This is a genomic window from Streptomyces sp. PA03-6a (assembly GCF_033792765.1).
Classification (GTDB): Bacteria; Actinomycetota; Actinomycetes; order Streptomycetales; family Streptomycetaceae; genus Actinacidiphila.
In genome coordinates, this window is the sequence record NZ_JARAVK010000244.1 from 1 (window position 1) to 13,499 (window position 13,499).

Consider the following 13,499-nt stretch of genomic DNA (forward strand, 5'->3'; position numbering starts at 1 on the left):
CGGGTGGGCAGGCCCATGGTCGGGTTGGCGACGCCCCAGGCGGCGCCCTTGCAGATCAGTTCCTTGTAGAGGGCGGCGAGCCGTCCGGTCAGGGCCGCGCTGACCGCGCGGTCGTCGGCGGTGACGTACTGGATCAGGCCTTCCTTGCGGCCCAGCGAGATGCACTGGTTGAAGTACCGCAGTGGGGCGTTGGGGAGCTTGCCGCCGGTCAGGCGGGCCGCGATGGCGTCGGCGGCCTGCCAGGCGGTGGGGATGCCCGAGGCGCACGACATCCGCAGCGGCTTGCCGCCGGGGCCCATCGCCAGGGCGGCGTCGCCGATGGCGTAGACGTCCGGGTGGGAGACCGAGCGCATGGTGCCGTCGACCACGATCCGGCCGGTGCCGGTCGTCTCCAGGGTGGTGGCCCCGGCGAGCGGGTGGACGGCGAAGCCGGTGGTCCACACGGTGACCGCGGCCGGGATGGAGGTGCCGTCGGCGGTGGTGACGTGGTCGGCCGCCACGGCGGTGACGGTGGTGTGCTCGTGCACGGTGATGCCGAGCCGGTCGACGACCTTGCGCAGGTGCCGGGCGCCCTTGGCGGAGAGCCAGTCGCCGAGGCCGCCGTGGGCGGCGAGGGCGACGGCGAGGTCCGGGCGGGCCTCGGCGATCTCGGTCGCGGCCTCCAGGCCGGTGAGGCCGCCGCCGACCACGAGCACGGGCCGTCCGGCGTCCAGGGCGGCCAGGCGCTCGCGCAGCCGCAGTGCCCCGGGGCGGCCGGCGATCTCGTGGGCGTGCTCGGCGGCGCCGGGGACGCCCTGGTCCTTCCAGCCGCTGCCGAGGGCGTAGACGAGGGTGTCGTACGTCAGTTCCCCGGCGCCGTCCGCGCCGTGGACGGCGACGGTCCTGCGGTCGGGGTCGACGCCGGTGACCTTCGCCGCCCTCACTTCGACGCCGGTGCCCGCGAACATCTCGCCGAGGGGCCGGGTGGTGAGGTCCTGGCCGGTCGCGAGCTGGTGCATCCGGACGCGCTCGACGAAGTCGGGCTCCGCGTTGACGAGGGTGATGGCGACGTCCTCGCGGTGCAGCCGCCTGGCGAGGCGCCCGGCGGCGCTGGCTCCGGTGTATCCGGCTCCGAGGACGACGATGCGGTGCTGCATGTCCTGGCTCCTGTCTTCTCTTCAGCGGGTTCGCCCCTTGAACCGGGCGGCCCGCCGTTTCCTGACAGGAACGTGATGTGAAGCACGTCACACCGGGGTCAGAAGGCGTGGAGCAGGGGTTCACCGTGCTCGCCGGCCGCCCATCGGCCGGTCGCGCGCCGGAGCTTGTCGGGGTTGACCTGGTTGCGTACGGCGGCGATGCCCTCGGCGGTGACCTCCAGGCACATGACGCCGACGACCCGGCCGTCGACGACCGCGACGAGGGCGGGGCCGCCGTTGGCGGCCGTCGCGTGGATCTCGGCCGAGCCGCCGACCAGGGCACGCTTGGCCGTGCCGGGCTTGAACAGGCCGCGCAGGAACTTCGCGACGGCGAGCGCGCCTTCGAACGCCTTCGCGCGGGCCGGGACCTTCCCGCCGCCGTCGCCGACCGCGACGACGTCCTGGGTGAGCAGCCGCACGAGCGGTTCGGTCCGGCCGCTGGTGGCGGCCGCCAGGAACTCCTCGGCGACCCGCCGGGTGGCCGCCTCGTCGACCTCGGTACCGGCCCTGCGGGCCTTGCCGTCCGCGATGTGCTTCCTGGCGCGGTGGTGGATCTGCTGGCTGGCGGCCTCGGTGATGTCGAGGATCGCGGCGATCTCGCGGTGCGGGTAGTCGAAGGCCTCCCGCAGCACGTACACCGCGCGCTCGTTGGGGCTGAGGCGCTCCAGCAGGACGAGGACCGCGTACGAGACGGATTCGCGCTGTTCGGCGGTGTCGGCCGGGCCGAGCATCGGGTCACCGGCGAGCAGCGGTTCGGGCAGCCACTGGCCCACGTAGGTCTCGCGCCGGGCCCGGGCCGAGGTCAGCTGGTTGAGGCACAGGTTGGTGAGCACCTTCGTCAGCCACGCCTCGGGGACGTCGATGCGGTCGACGTCGACGGCCTGCCAGCGCAGGAAGGTCTCCTGCACGGCGTCCTCGGCCTCGCTCGCGGAGCCGAGGAGCCGGTAGGCGACGGCCTCCAGGCGCGGCCTGGAGGCCTCGAACCGGTCCACGTCGTGCAGGGTCAGGGCCATGGCCCGGATCCTAGCCCCGCGTCCGGTGTCCGGTCAGTGGGTGATGTCGAGGCGGACGACCGCGCCGATCTCCACGAGCTGGTCGGGCAGGGCCAGGTCGGACACGCCCATGACGGTGCTGGTGGGGCGGTGGTCGCCGCAGTAGGCGGCGTGCAGGCGGGCGACGGTGTCGAAGTGGTCGCGCAGGCCCCTGACCAGGACGGTGGTCTCGACGATCTGGTCGCGGCGGGCGCCGAAGTGCTCCAGCACGCGGTCGAGGTTGTCGAGGGTCGTGCTCATCTGGAGCTCGAAGTCGCCGGTCCCGATGAAGGTTCCGGCGCTGTCGTGGGACAACTGCCCCGAGATGTAGAGCGTGTCGCCGGCCTGTACGGCCTGGCTGTACCCGTAGAGCGATTCCCACGGCATGCCGAAGTTGAATTCCCTGGACCGGACGGTCACGGTGTCCTCCTCGTCGTCGACTGGACCGGCCCCGCGTGGACGGGGGCCGACAGCTGAGACCGGAGCCGTCGTGGCGGTGTGACAGGAGCGGGGCGGGGGCGCGGCCCGCCGGCCGGAAGCCCCGTGGCGGTTCGTCACGGGGCTTCCGGCCGGTCGGAGTGTGCCGTGGTCGGTGGGACGGGGAGGCCTCAGCGGAACGGGAAGTACCCGCCGCCGAAGCCGCCGACGGGCACGGCCACGGGGACGACGACGACGGGGACGAAACCGCCGTAGAAGTTGTTGCCGTAGAACCCGTTGCCGCGGAAGCCGCCGATGCCGCCGAAGCCGCCGAAGCCGCCGCCGAAGCCTCCGCCGCCCTGGACGTAGCTGGTCGGCGCCGTCTGGAGGGCTGAGGTCGTGATCTGTGGTGCCGCTTCGGCGGTGCCCGCCGCGACGACGGCGAGCAACGGTGCCGCCAGCGCTGCGGCGACAGTCCGGCGGACGGTGATGTTTGCACGCATGTCAATCTCCTTCGTACGTGAAGATTGGTGGACAACGGCCGTGCCATTTCCGACCGTCGTCGAACCGGCTTCGTGTGCCTGGAGCCGGTAGGACGAGGGGCACGTGACCCACGCGTTCTCGCTCACCGGGCAGGGACGCCGTGATGCAAGGCGGCAAACGCCGAGGACATGACCGTGACACGGGTGGGGCCCGTAGTCAAAAGAAAGCGCCGCGGCGCAGCGTCGCGGCGGGCGCTTCTTCGCAGGTCAGGGGCTATGCGAGGGCGCCGTGGGAAATCTTCCGGGCGCCGGGGGCGGGCGTTCACCCACCGGCGGCCCTTGGCCAGGACCCGGGGGTCACGGTCACCCTCCGTCGCCGGCGGTCCGGCCCGCGCCCGGACGCGTCACACGATCGCCGGGGCCGCCTCCTCGCGCACCGTCCACGAGGGGCCGTCCGGGAGGGCCGTACTCGCTTCTCCGGTCCCGCGCAACGGGAGGACGACCACCCAGGCGACGGCCGGCGCACACAGGAGCCGATCGGCCGCCCGGGGTCCTGCGCCGGGCGGCGGTGGCACTGCGTTCGTTCGTCCTTCATCTTTCCGTCGTGCCGGGTTGTGGCGGGGCGCGCACTCTTGCGCGATGCGATCGAGGCACGGGGCGGGGGTCGTACGGACGCCCCGTGACGGGCTGAGGGGACCGGGAGTGACGCGAGTGAACGGGGCGGCGGTATGCGGAGGTTGTCCGCGGGTGCGCCGGCGGGGCCGGGTGCGGGGGGCCGTCGCCTCGGCGGCGGTGCTCCTCGCCGCCCTGGGCACCGCGCCGCCCGCGCACGCGGCGGCAGGCGCGCCCATCGTGGGGGCCGGGTCCACATGGGCGCAGTACCCGATCGACCTGTGGCGCCAGGCCGCGGGCGTGTCCGGCCTCGGCTCGGTCGACTACTCCGGCACCGGATCGATCGACGGGCGCAACCAGTTCCGCTACGGCACCGTGGACTACGCGGTGTCGGAGCTGCCGTACGGCCTGACCGACGGCGGGGTGACCGACACCCCGCCCACCAGGCCGTTCGCCTACGTCCCGGCCGTGGCGGGTGCCATCGGCCTGCACTACAACCTGCGGGTCGACGGCGAGCGCATCACGGACCTGCGGCTGTCCGACGCGACGGTGGCCGGGATCTTCACCCGGGCCATCACCCGATGGGACGACCCGGCGATCCGGGCGGACAACCCGGGGACCAGGTTGCCGGGCATCCCGGTCGTCCCGGTGGTCCGCGCCGACGCCAGCGGCACCACGGCCGCGCTGACGCAGTGGCTGGCCGACCGGCAGCCGGCGGTGTGGGGGGCCTACTGCTCGGCGGCGGGGCGCGGCCCCGGCTGCGGCGCGACCCCGCTCTTCCCGACGGTCCCCGGGGACGTGGCCGTGGCGGGCTCGAACGGTGTGACCGGCTACGTCTCCCGGACGAGCGCCAACGGTGCGATCACGTACGCCGAGTCGAACTACGCGCAGACCGCGCGCACGGTGACGGCCAGGCTGCTCAACCGCGCGGGCTACTACACCTCCCCCTCCCAGGGCGGCGTGACGGTGGGGCTGGCCACGGCGTCGTCCGACCCGTCGGGCCTCGTCAGGGTCGCCACCGCCTACACCAACCCGGACCCGCGGACGTATCCCCTGCCGATCGTCGGCTACCTGATCGTCCCGACGGCGACGGATCAGCTCTTCTCGACGGCCAAGGGGCGCACGCTCGCCGCGTTCGCCTCGCTCGCGCTGTGCGAGCAGGACGAGGCGGCGCGCCTCGGCGACTCCGTCCTGCCGCCGAACCTGGTCGGCAAGGGCCTGAACACCGCTGCAGGCATCCCCGGTGCCACGTCCGGCGACGTCGACACCTCGGGCTGCGCCGCCTCGGCCGCCGAGGCGCTTCGGAGCGCTCCGCAACCGCGGGCGTGCGACCGGCTGGGCGTCCCCTCGTGCGAGAACACGGCCCCGGGAGGGCATGAGCAGTCGATCACGACGATCGTGGAGCCGGGGGCGCTGGTGATCTCCATCGAGGGCAGCCCACGCGTCGTGCTGCCGGGTCCGGTGCTCGACGCGTCCGGTGAACACCTCCACACCTCCGGGCGGATGACCCCGGTCACCGTCACCGACACCCGTCCCGGGAGCGTCGGCTGGACGGCCTCAGGACAGGCCGGCGACTTCGCGGGCCCGTACGGCACCGGCATCCCCGCGAGCAGTCTGACCTGGGCTCCCGAGGTCGTGGACGCCGGCAACGTCCGGGGCGTCACGGCGGGCCCCCCGGTGCTCCCCGGCGACGACGGCGGGCTGGCGCGGGCCCGGACCCTGGCCACCGGGGCCGGCCCCGGCACCGCCGACGTGGGGGCGCGGCTGGACCTCGACGCGCCGACGGACACGCGGCCCGGCACCTACACGGCGGTCCTGACGCTCACCGTCATCTGACCGCGGCCGCGGCGCCGGGAACGGACGCGGCCGGGGACGGGCGACGGCGGTCGCCCGTCCCCGGCCGTTCAGGTCAGGTCAGGTCAGGTCAGGTCAGCCGGTGACGCTGGCCCGGCCGGTCTCCAGGTGGCCGGTGAAGCGCTGCGACCAGGTGCGGTCGCAGTCGGCCGTGACGGTCACGTCGTACCAGCCGTCGCTGACCTCCAGCGGGCTGACCGTCCACGCCTCCTTGCCGTGCGGGGCGACCCGCACCTTCGTGGGGGCGCCGTGGATGTAGTGGTTGTGCGTGACGGTGAACGTCACCGGCTTGCGGCCGTCGTTGCGCAGCCACAGCTCGAGCTTCGGGTGGGCGGTCGCCCTGCCGTCGTGGTAGCGGGCCTCGACGACGAGGTCCTTGCCGGCGTCGGCGGTGTCGCCGGTGAAGCGGCGCAGGAACCGGTTGGGGCCCGTGACCGTCAGGTCGTAGGCGGTGTCGCCGGCGGCGGAGCCGACGGGGCCGGTGCCGGTGGCCCGCGCGCCCGCGGGGACGGTGTACTGGCCGGGGAACGCGGCCGGGTACGCGGCCAGCGAGGGGAACCCGCCGAGGTTGTTGTGGACGGAGAAGTGGGTCGCCTTGGTGGCGAAGGGGGCCTCGTTGCCGAACTCCAGCTCGACCGCGCCGTCGGCGAAGCCGGTCAGGTTGGCGCTGGGCTGGTACGGCAGCGGGCGGGCCCGCTTGGTGCCCTTCTCCTGCGTGGGCATCGCGTTGTCGCCGGGCAGCGGGGTGTACCGGGTCTCGGGGACGAGCGGGCCGGTGTCGGGCAGGTGGGGCAGCCCGTAGACGGGGGAGGTGAAGTCGAGGGCGCCGGTGAGGTCGCCGCACACCTCGCGCCGCCAGTCGCTGATGTTGGGACAGATGGCGGGCGTGCCGAGGGCGGTGGTCCACTTCTCCAGGAACTGGATGACCGAGGTGTGGTCGGAGACCTCCGAGGTCACCCAGCCGCCGCGGGTCCAGGGCGAGATGAGCAGCAGCGGCACGCGGAAGCCGAGGCCGACCGGGAGGGGCTCGGTGACGCCGTACTGGCCCATGGTGCCGGAGACGAACTCGTCGGCCTCGCCGGGGGCGGGCACGGGCGGCGGGACGTGGTCGAACTGGCCGTCGTTCTCGTCGTAGTTGACGATCACCAGCGTCGAGTCGAAGACGTCCGGGTCGGCGTGGAGCGCCTCCAGGACGCCGCGCAGGAAGTACCCGCCGTTGCTGGGCGCGGTGACCGGGTGCTCGGAGAAGAACTGGTTGTTGACGACCCAGCTGACCTGAGGCAGCGTGCCGCCCAGCACGTCCGCGCGGATCGCGGCGTTGATGTTGTCGGCGTTGCCCGCGAGGCCGGTGACCGGCTCGGGGACGTCCTTGACGCCGTTGTCGTAGTAGACGTTGCCGGGGGCGGCCTGACCTCCCTGGGTGGGGTCGAGCCTGGCGAAGGTGCCGAAGTACTCCAGTCCGTTGTCCCCGTAGTCGTCGGCGCACTGGTAGACGCGCCAGCTGACGCCGGCCTCCTGGAGCGTCTCGGCGTAGGACTCCCAGGGCAGGAACCTGCCGCGCTCGTCGCCGCCGTCGTTGGCGGTGAAGTCGCCGTGCTTCTTGTCGGCGTTGATGGTGCCGCCCCACAGGTAGGTGCGGTTCGGGCCGGTCGCGCTGAGCACGGAGCAGTGGTAGGCGTCGCCGACGGTGTAGGTGTCGGCGAGGGCGTAGTGGAAGGGCAGGTCCTTGCGGTCCAGGTAGCCGAGGGTGGTGGGACCGCCCTTGGCGTAGTACCAGCCGTTCATCAGGCCGCCGTACCAGGCGCCGTGCTGGTCGGTCCAGCCGTGGCTGGTGCCGCCGTAGTTGGCGGCGCCGAGCTCGGCGCTCGGCGGGGTCTGGCCGCTCCAGGACTTCGCGCCGCTCAGCCGCCACGGGTACTGGGTCTCGGCGCCCTCCGTCGGCGTCTTGGGCTGCTGCCACACGGAGCCGCCGCCCGGCAGCTGGATCGTCGCGCGGTCGCCGAAGCCGCGTACGCCCTTGAGGGCGCCGAAGTAGTGGTCGAAACTGCGGTTCTCCTGCATGATCACGACGACGTGCTTGATGTCGCGGATGTCGCCGTGCGGGTGACCGTGGCCGTGGCCGCGCGGGGCGGGCCCGGCCTGGGCGGGGGTCGCGGCGGCGCTCACGCCGGGCAGGGTGGCGCCGATGGCGGCCGCGCCGGCGACGGTCGCGGCGGTGCCGAGGAAGTCTCTCCGGGACACTGAGGACATGACTCAAAACCTCCGGATGGGAGATACAACTACCTGGAGACCTTGATCCCGCGTCCTTGCCCACGGGTGTCGGGAACCGGGCGCGGACATGGACGGGCCGAGGCGCCCGTCCCCCTGCCGCTCCGCCCGCCGGAAGCCGGGGCGCCCTCCCCGAATCCTTGACGTGTCAAATAAATACCTCTATGTTTGCTTGCTACGTCAAGCGATGACGGGAGCGGGGCGGGCCCCGAACCGTCGCCCCGGGGCCCGTCCGCGCCGCCCCCAGGATGAGGAGTCACGACCATGGCACAGCCGCACGGCGAGGAGCTGCAGGCGATCCTGGAGCGCCAGGCGGAACTGAGGGGCCGTTATCTCCTCCCGGCCGAGGAACGCCCGGCACCCACCACCCAGGGGGTCCACCACGCCGCCTTCATCGCCCGGGACGTCGAGGAGACCATCCTCTTCTACCGGGACGTGCTGGGTCTCCCGCTGGTGGACCTGATCGAGAACCGCGACTACCGCGGATCGACCCACTTCTTCTTCGACATGGGCGGCGAGAACATGCTCGCCTTCTTCGACTTCCCGGGCCACCCCCACCCCGACTACGCGGAGACGGTGGGCGGCGGCCACCACGTCGCCCTCGCCGTCACGCAGGAGGCCTACGAGATGGTCAAGGCCCGCCTCGACGAGCGGGGCCTGCCGTACGCGGCCTTCCCCACCGAGGTCGCGGACAGCATGTTCCTGGCCGACCCCAACGGGCTCAGGATCGAGCTCATCACGGAGCGGAAGGGCTACGCGCTCGGGGAGTACATCCTCTGACGCGGCGGGCCCTTCCCGCACGGGTGCCGGGCGTCGACCGAACGGGCGGAGGACCACCCGGCGGCCGGCGGCCCGGCTCCGGCGCATCGTCGGGTCCTGGCGGCGGGGCGGGAGGCCTCATGGCCCCGGGGCCCCGCCGTCGTCGCGGACCGGCGGCCCGGGTCAGCCCTTCTGCGTCTCCTTGTCGCGGAGCGCCTTCTCCACGGCGTCCCGGACGCGGGTGTCCTCGCGCTGCTTGCGCCGCGTGCGGCCGCGGCGGGTGAGGACGATCGCGGCGGCAACGGCCGCGGCGAGGAGGACGATCAGCAGGACCAGCACCCAGGGCACGGCCCAGCCGTGGGCGGTGGCCTCGACCGGGTCCAGCGGGGTGATGGAGCCCGACGCGTCGGTGAGCATCGGGGTCAGGGTGGCGGTCGCGGTGAGGCTGACGGCGGGTGCGACGCCGTGGACGGGCACCTTCACCTTCCAGCTCTCGCCGGGGAGCAGCTCCGGCGGCGCGGGGATGTCGCCGGCCTTCGCCCGCAGCCATCCGAACGGACCGGCCACCGAGACGGACTGGCGGGCCGACAGCATCGCGTTGCCGGTGTTGTGGATCGTGTACGTGACGGTGGCGTCGCCCGAGGCGAAGGGGCTGGCCGGGCCGTCGTAGTCGACGTGGAGGTCCTCGACGGCGAGCTTCGGCTTGAGCTCCCCGCTCACCCGCAGCTTGACCCGGATGCCCAGGCGCCGGTCCACGTTGATGCCCTGGGCCTCGTCGGACTGCTTGAGCGAGGTCAGGATGCCGCCCACGTAGTCGCCGGGGGTGGCGTTGTCCGGGACGGTGACGGTGAAGGGGATCTCGGCGGTCTTGCCGGGCTTGATCTCGACGCTGTCGCGGTCGGCGTGGACCCAGGCGCCGATCCCGACGGACTTCTTGTCCTTGGTGAGCAGGTCGAGCTGCCCGGTGTCGGTGGTGTAGCCGTCGGCGGCGTAGAGCGCGAGCCGCAGCGCGGAGGTGCTGCGGTTGGCCACGACCATGGCGTCCTTGACCTGTCCGCCGGGGTTCGCGGTGTAGCTGTAGCTGGACCGGTCGTCGCCGAACCCGTTCGCGGCCGTCCTGACCGTCCAGGTGACGTCGCCGTCGGCCGCACGGGCGGGGCCGGCGTGGAGGCCCACGAGGGCGAGGGCCGCGAGCAGGACCAGGACGGCGGTGCGGGCGAGGGGCGTCGTGCGGCGCGGTGCGGACGGGTGCATGTCGGGGTTCTCCTGGAGCGGGAGGCGGGGCAGGCACCGACGGTGCCTGCCCCGCCGTCAAACGGGTACGGTCAGCTGCTCAGCGCAGTGATCGTGAGGGTGGCGCGGTAGCCGCCCTTCTCGACGCTGTCCGGGATCTTCAGATCCAGGTCGGCGCCGAGCTTGGCGGAACCCCGCGGGTGGCCCTGCGCGGCGGAGCCGAGGCCACGCGAGACGGACAGGCCCTGGCCGTGGTCGTCGTAACCGGACGCCACCGGGTCGCCGGCCGCGGCACCGGCGCCGCCGTCCAGGACGTACGGCGTCCAGCCGAGGTAGGAGCCGGGGAACGTCTTGTCGGCGTCCTTGAAGTCGCCCACGTTGGCCGAGATCGACCACGGGGCGAGCGAACGGCGGCTGTCGGAGACGAGGATCGGGTTGATCTTGCCGCCCGCGACGAAGTGGTCGCCGTTCTGCTCCTTGGCGGTACCGAGGTCCACCAGGCCGTTGTAGCCGTCGATCGTCCAGCCGAACTCACCCGGAGCCGGGTTGGGGACGTTGACCTGCAGGTCCTGCTTGTCCCCGTGGTACGGGTGCACCGTGACGTCGTCGACGTGCGAACCGACCGGCTGGTCGGCGCCGTTGGCGGCGCTGCGGATGTTCTCGACCACGAGCTTGTCGTTGCGCACCTGGACCTTGACGTAGGTGCGGACGTGCTCCTGGTTCTGGACCGAGTTGTACCAGTAGTTGTCCGGGTTCAGCGGGTCGGCGCCGTTGCCCGCGCCGCTGGTGCCGCTGCTGTCCGGCTTGGTGATGTCGTAGTACTTCGAGCCCGAGGCGGAGTTGGCCGTCACGTAGAGGACGCCGCCGGGACCCGGGTACACGTCGGAGGCACCCGGCTGCTCGGCCGGGTTCTCCTTCTCACCGTTCTTGATCAGGTAGCTGCGGGAGTAGCTGTGGTCGTGGCCCTGCAGCACCAGGTCGACGCCGAGCTTCGAGAACGTGGTCGGGAAGTCGACACGACGCTGCTTGTTGTCGCTGTCCTTGGCGTGGTCGGCGGGCGAGTAGATGGAGTGGTGGTAGACGAGGACCTTCCACTTGGCCTCGTTGCCGTGCTTGTTGATGATGTCGGTGACGTAGTTGACGTGCGCCGCGTCGCCGCCACCGTTGGTGGAGCTGTAGCTGTTGCTGTTCAGGTCGATGAACAGCACATCCTTGTAGATGTACCAGTAGTCACCGCCGGACTGGGTGCCCGCCGGGTTCCCGTCCTTGTAGTAAAGGGCCGAGCGGTCGGTGTTCGGGGTGCTGAAGTGCTGCTCGTAGGCCTTGCCGCCGACGTCGTGGTTGCCGATGGTGGCGGCCCACGGGTACTGGCGCAGTCCGTCGGGGGCGAGGAAGGAGTTCCACTGGGACTCGGTGTTGGCCGACTCGACCTGGTCGCCGCCGGACACGAGGATCTCGGCGTTGGGGTTGGCCCGCAGCGAGACGTCGACGGTGTCCTGCCAGCCGGCCTGGTCGTTGGCCAGGTTGCCGGACGAGCCGATCTGCGGGTCGCCGTAGAACAGGAAGTCGTACTCGCCCTCGAAGTCCTGCGTCTTGAAGGAGTACGTGGAGGACCAGTTGCCCTCGCTGCCGACGCGGTAGGAGTACTGGGTGTTCTCCTTCAGGCCGGTGATCGTCGCGTGGCGGTTGTAGCCGCCGCTGGAGGCGATGTTCGCCGCGCCGATGGCGTCGAAGGTGGCGGCGCCGGCCGGGAACTGGCCGTCGGCCACCTGCGCGGTCGGGGCGAGCTGGATCTGCTGCGCCGTGTCGGCGGAGGAGTACCAGGTCACGGTGCGCTGGGCCTCGTTGGCGCCGACACCGAGGACGATGCCGCTGAGGGTGGCGGTGTCGGCGGCGGACGCCGAGGTGACCAGCCCGTTGCCGAGGGCAACCGTCAGGCCGAGGAACGCCGCGGTGGCCCCGGTGGCCACACGGCGCCGCGCGGACCCGGAGGTCCGCGAGGAGTTGCTCGATCTCATTTTTGTCTTTTCCTTCTGTGCACGAATCGTGTGCATCGAGTGGAGACCCCCACGCTCACCTCGGCAGGTAAAGCGAACATAAATGCGAGACCCGAGGTAGTTGAACTTCGCACGTGTCCTGGACGTAGTCTCAGAATCCGGACACTCGTTGCACGAACCACACCAGCCCCATGACGGACACCCCCGCGGAAATCGCGCCCGTGGTCCAGAGCCCGGCCCGCGCCGACCGGCGGCGCAGCACGAGTAGCAGCGGGAAGACGACGGCGATGATGGCCAACTGGACGGCCTCGATGCCGACGTTGAACACCAGCAGGGACCACAGCAGGGTCCACGACCACGCCTCGTCGATCCCCAGCGCGCCCGCGAAGCCGAGGCCGTGCACCAGGCCGAAGCAGAACACCACGCCGAGGCGGGTCCATCCGGCCCGGTCCAGGCTGAAATGCCCCTGCCCGGCGGCCTCGAGGTCGGTCGCGTGGTCACCGCGCCGCCAGATCCGCCACAGGTACCAGCCGGCGACCACGGCGATGGACAGCGCGATGACGGGCTCGACGATGCGCGCGGGCACGTCGACCACGCCCAGCGCGGCGAGCATGAACGTCACCGAGTGCGCCAGGGTGAAGCTGGTGGCCGCCAGCACGATCTCGCGCGGCCGCCGCGAACCGGCGATCAGGGCGAGCAGGAACAGGATGTGGTCGATGCCGGTCAGCAGGTGCTCGGCGCCGAGGCGGAAGAACTCCCAGAACCGCTCGTACCAGGACTGGCCGATGGAGAAGGACGGGTGCTCGGCGTCGAGCGCGGCACTGCCCGAACTGCCGTCGACCGCGTACGTGACGATCGTCTTGGTGCCCTTGACGTAGCCCTCGGAATCGGGGAACAGCCCGCTGCGCACCTCGCGGTCGTCACCCTGCGGGCAGTTCCAGTCCAGGCGGAGGGTGGCGTACGGCACGCCCTCCCGGCGGCCCATCGTGAAGCCTCCGGCCTGGGCGGGGGTGCAGGCCTTGCCGTCGGAACTCACCGTGAAACGCCCGGTGGCGTACGCGACGGCCGACTTCGCGTGCGCCTCCAGCGCCGCGGCCTGGGCGGTGGCGTCGCCGGCGTCGAACGCGGCGGTCCCCTCGCGGAAGAGGGCGTCGTCGTGCTGGTAGTCGGCGGCGGACACGACGAAGAGGTCGTACTCGAGCTGCAGCGTGGTCCGTATGCGGCCTCCGTCGGCCGGGGCGACGTCCACGTACACGGTCGAGGTGAAGCCGTGCGCGAGCGCGGACTGCTGCCCGAGGCCCAGGAAGGCGATCACCGCCGCGGTGATCCCGACGAGGGTGCGGCGGACGCGATGTGACATGTGGCTCCTTCAGGTTGCCACTGCACCGTGCACGTCACGGGTGAACCGGAACCGGCCGGTCGGCGAATCGTGCGAAAACAAGTTCGACAACGGCGCCCCCCGGATGGAGACGACGGGAACGGGATTGCAGGATGGGGGCGGCACCACCTGTCACCACCCGGAGGTCGATCGCCTTGCGCCCCCCGCTTCGCGCCGCCGCCACCCTGGCCGCGGCCGCCGCGCTGCTCACCGGATGCGGCTCCGGCGACGACTGGTCACACCCGCACCCCAGCCCCAGCGCCGTCGGCACCCCGGGCCCCGGGTTCGTCGAC

At 72.1% G+C, this 13,499-nt stretch carries 10 protein-coding genes; 2 read left to right on the top strand and 8 right to left on the bottom strand.

What is annotated here, in order from left to right:
• From PV350_RS37555 to PV350_RS37570, 4 genes are all read right to left on the bottom strand, one after another.
• Positions 1-1,136, bottom strand: a 1,136-nt coding sequence (locus PV350_RS37555) for an NAD(P)/FAD-dependent oxidoreductase (protein ID WP_500337946.1), incomplete at its 3' end; no start/stop codon positions are given.
• Between the two features lie 98 nt (positions 1,137-1,234).
• On the bottom strand, positions 1,235-2,188 hold the full coding sequence (gene sigJ, locus PV350_RS37560; RefSeq protein ID WP_500337947.1) for an RNA polymerase sigma factor SigJ: 954 nt from the start codon (positions 2,186-2,188) through the stop codon (positions 1,235-1,237).
• Positions 2,189-2,221: 33 nt separating this feature from the next.
• Entirely contained in the window at positions 2,222-2,626 is a 405-nt protein-coding gene (locus PV350_RS37565) for a RidA family protein (RefSeq protein ID WP_500337949.1), read from the bottom strand.
• A 188-nt stretch (positions 2,627-2,814) separates the two neighbouring features.
• Positions 2,815-3,126 (bottom strand): hypothetical protein, encoded by a 312-nt coding sequence (locus PV350_RS37570; protein ID WP_500337951.1) that lies wholly within the window; start codon positions 3,124-3,126, stop codon positions 2,815-2,817.
• 726 nt (positions 3,127-3,852) lie between these two features.
• Here PV350_RS37570 and PV350_RS37575 point away from each other — a divergent pair.
• On the top strand, positions 3,853-5,553 hold the full coding sequence (locus PV350_RS37575; protein WP_500337953.1) for a substrate-binding domain-containing protein: 1,701 nt from the start codon (positions 3,853-3,855) through the stop codon (positions 5,551-5,553).
• A 93-nt stretch (positions 5,554-5,646) separates the two neighbouring features.
• Here PV350_RS37575 and PV350_RS37580 read toward each other — a convergent pair whose 3' ends face one another.
• The gene (locus PV350_RS37580) at positions 5,647-7,821 is read right to left on the bottom strand and encodes a phosphocholine-specific phospholipase C (RefSeq protein ID WP_500337954.1); all 2,175 of its coding nucleotides are present in this window, start codon (positions 7,819-7,821) and stop codon (positions 5,647-5,649) included.
• A gap of 282 nt (positions 7,822-8,103) precedes the next feature.
• On the opposite strand from PV350_RS37580, the gene PV350_RS37585 reads away from it, so the two are divergent.
• The gene (locus PV350_RS37585) at positions 8,104-8,619 is read left to right on the top strand and encodes a VOC family protein (RefSeq protein ID WP_499511650.1); all 516 of its coding nucleotides are present in this window, start codon (positions 8,104-8,106) and stop codon (positions 8,617-8,619) included.
• 162 nt (positions 8,620-8,781) lie between these two features.
• Here the strand turns inward: PV350_RS37585 and PV350_RS37590 are convergent, their stop codons facing one another.
• The 3 genes from PV350_RS37590 to PV350_RS37600 all read right to left on the bottom strand — a co-directional run bounded on the left by PV350_RS37590 (position 8,782) and on the right by PV350_RS37600 (position 13,188).
• On the bottom strand, positions 8,782-9,852 hold the full coding sequence (locus tag PV350_RS37590; RefSeq protein WP_499511651.1) for a WxL protein peptidoglycan domain-containing protein: 1,071 nt from the start codon (positions 9,850-9,852) through the stop codon (positions 8,782-8,784).
• A 71-nt stretch (positions 9,853-9,923) separates the two neighbouring features.
• The gene (locus PV350_RS37595) at positions 9,924-11,849 is read right to left on the bottom strand and encodes a purple acid phosphatase family protein (protein WP_500337955.1); all 1,926 of its coding nucleotides are present in this window, start codon (positions 11,847-11,849) and stop codon (positions 9,924-9,926) included.
• Positions 11,850-11,979: 130 nt separating this feature from the next.
• Positions 11,980-13,188, bottom strand: coding sequence for a HupE/UreJ family protein (locus tag PV350_RS37600; RefSeq protein ID WP_500337957.1), 1,209 nt, complete (start codon positions 13,186-13,188; stop codon positions 11,980-11,982).
• Positions 13,189-13,499: the final 311 nt, after the last annotated feature.

Excerpts from the sequence above, each read along its gene's own strand:
- sigJ (WP_500337947.1), bottom strand. The coding sequence starts at position 2,188 with ATGGCCCTGACCCTGCACGACGTGGACCGGTTCGAGGCCTCCAGGCCG.
- PV350_RS37570 (WP_500337951.1), bottom strand. The coding sequence starts at position 3,126 with ATGCGTGCAAACATCACCGTCCGCCGGACTGTCGCCGCAGCGCTGGCG.
- PV350_RS37580 (WP_500337954.1), bottom strand. The coding sequence starts at position 7,821 with ATGTCCTCAGTGTCCCGGAGAGACTTCCTCGGCACCGCCGCGACCGTC.
- PV350_RS37585 (WP_499511650.1), top strand. The coding sequence starts at position 8,104 with ATGGCACAGCCGCACGGCGAGGAGCTGCAGGCGATCCTGGAGCGCCAG.
- PV350_RS37590 (WP_499511651.1), bottom strand. The coding sequence starts at position 9,852 with ATGCACCCGTCCGCACCGCGCCGCACGACGCCCCTCGCCCGCACCGCC.
- PV350_RS37595 (WP_500337955.1), bottom strand. The coding sequence starts at position 11,849 with ATGAGATCGAGCAACTCCTCGCGGACCTCCGGGTCCGCGCGGCGCCGT.
- PV350_RS37600 (WP_500337957.1), bottom strand. The coding sequence starts at position 13,188 with ATGTCACATCGCGTCCGCCGCACCCTCGTCGGGATCACCGCGGCGGTG.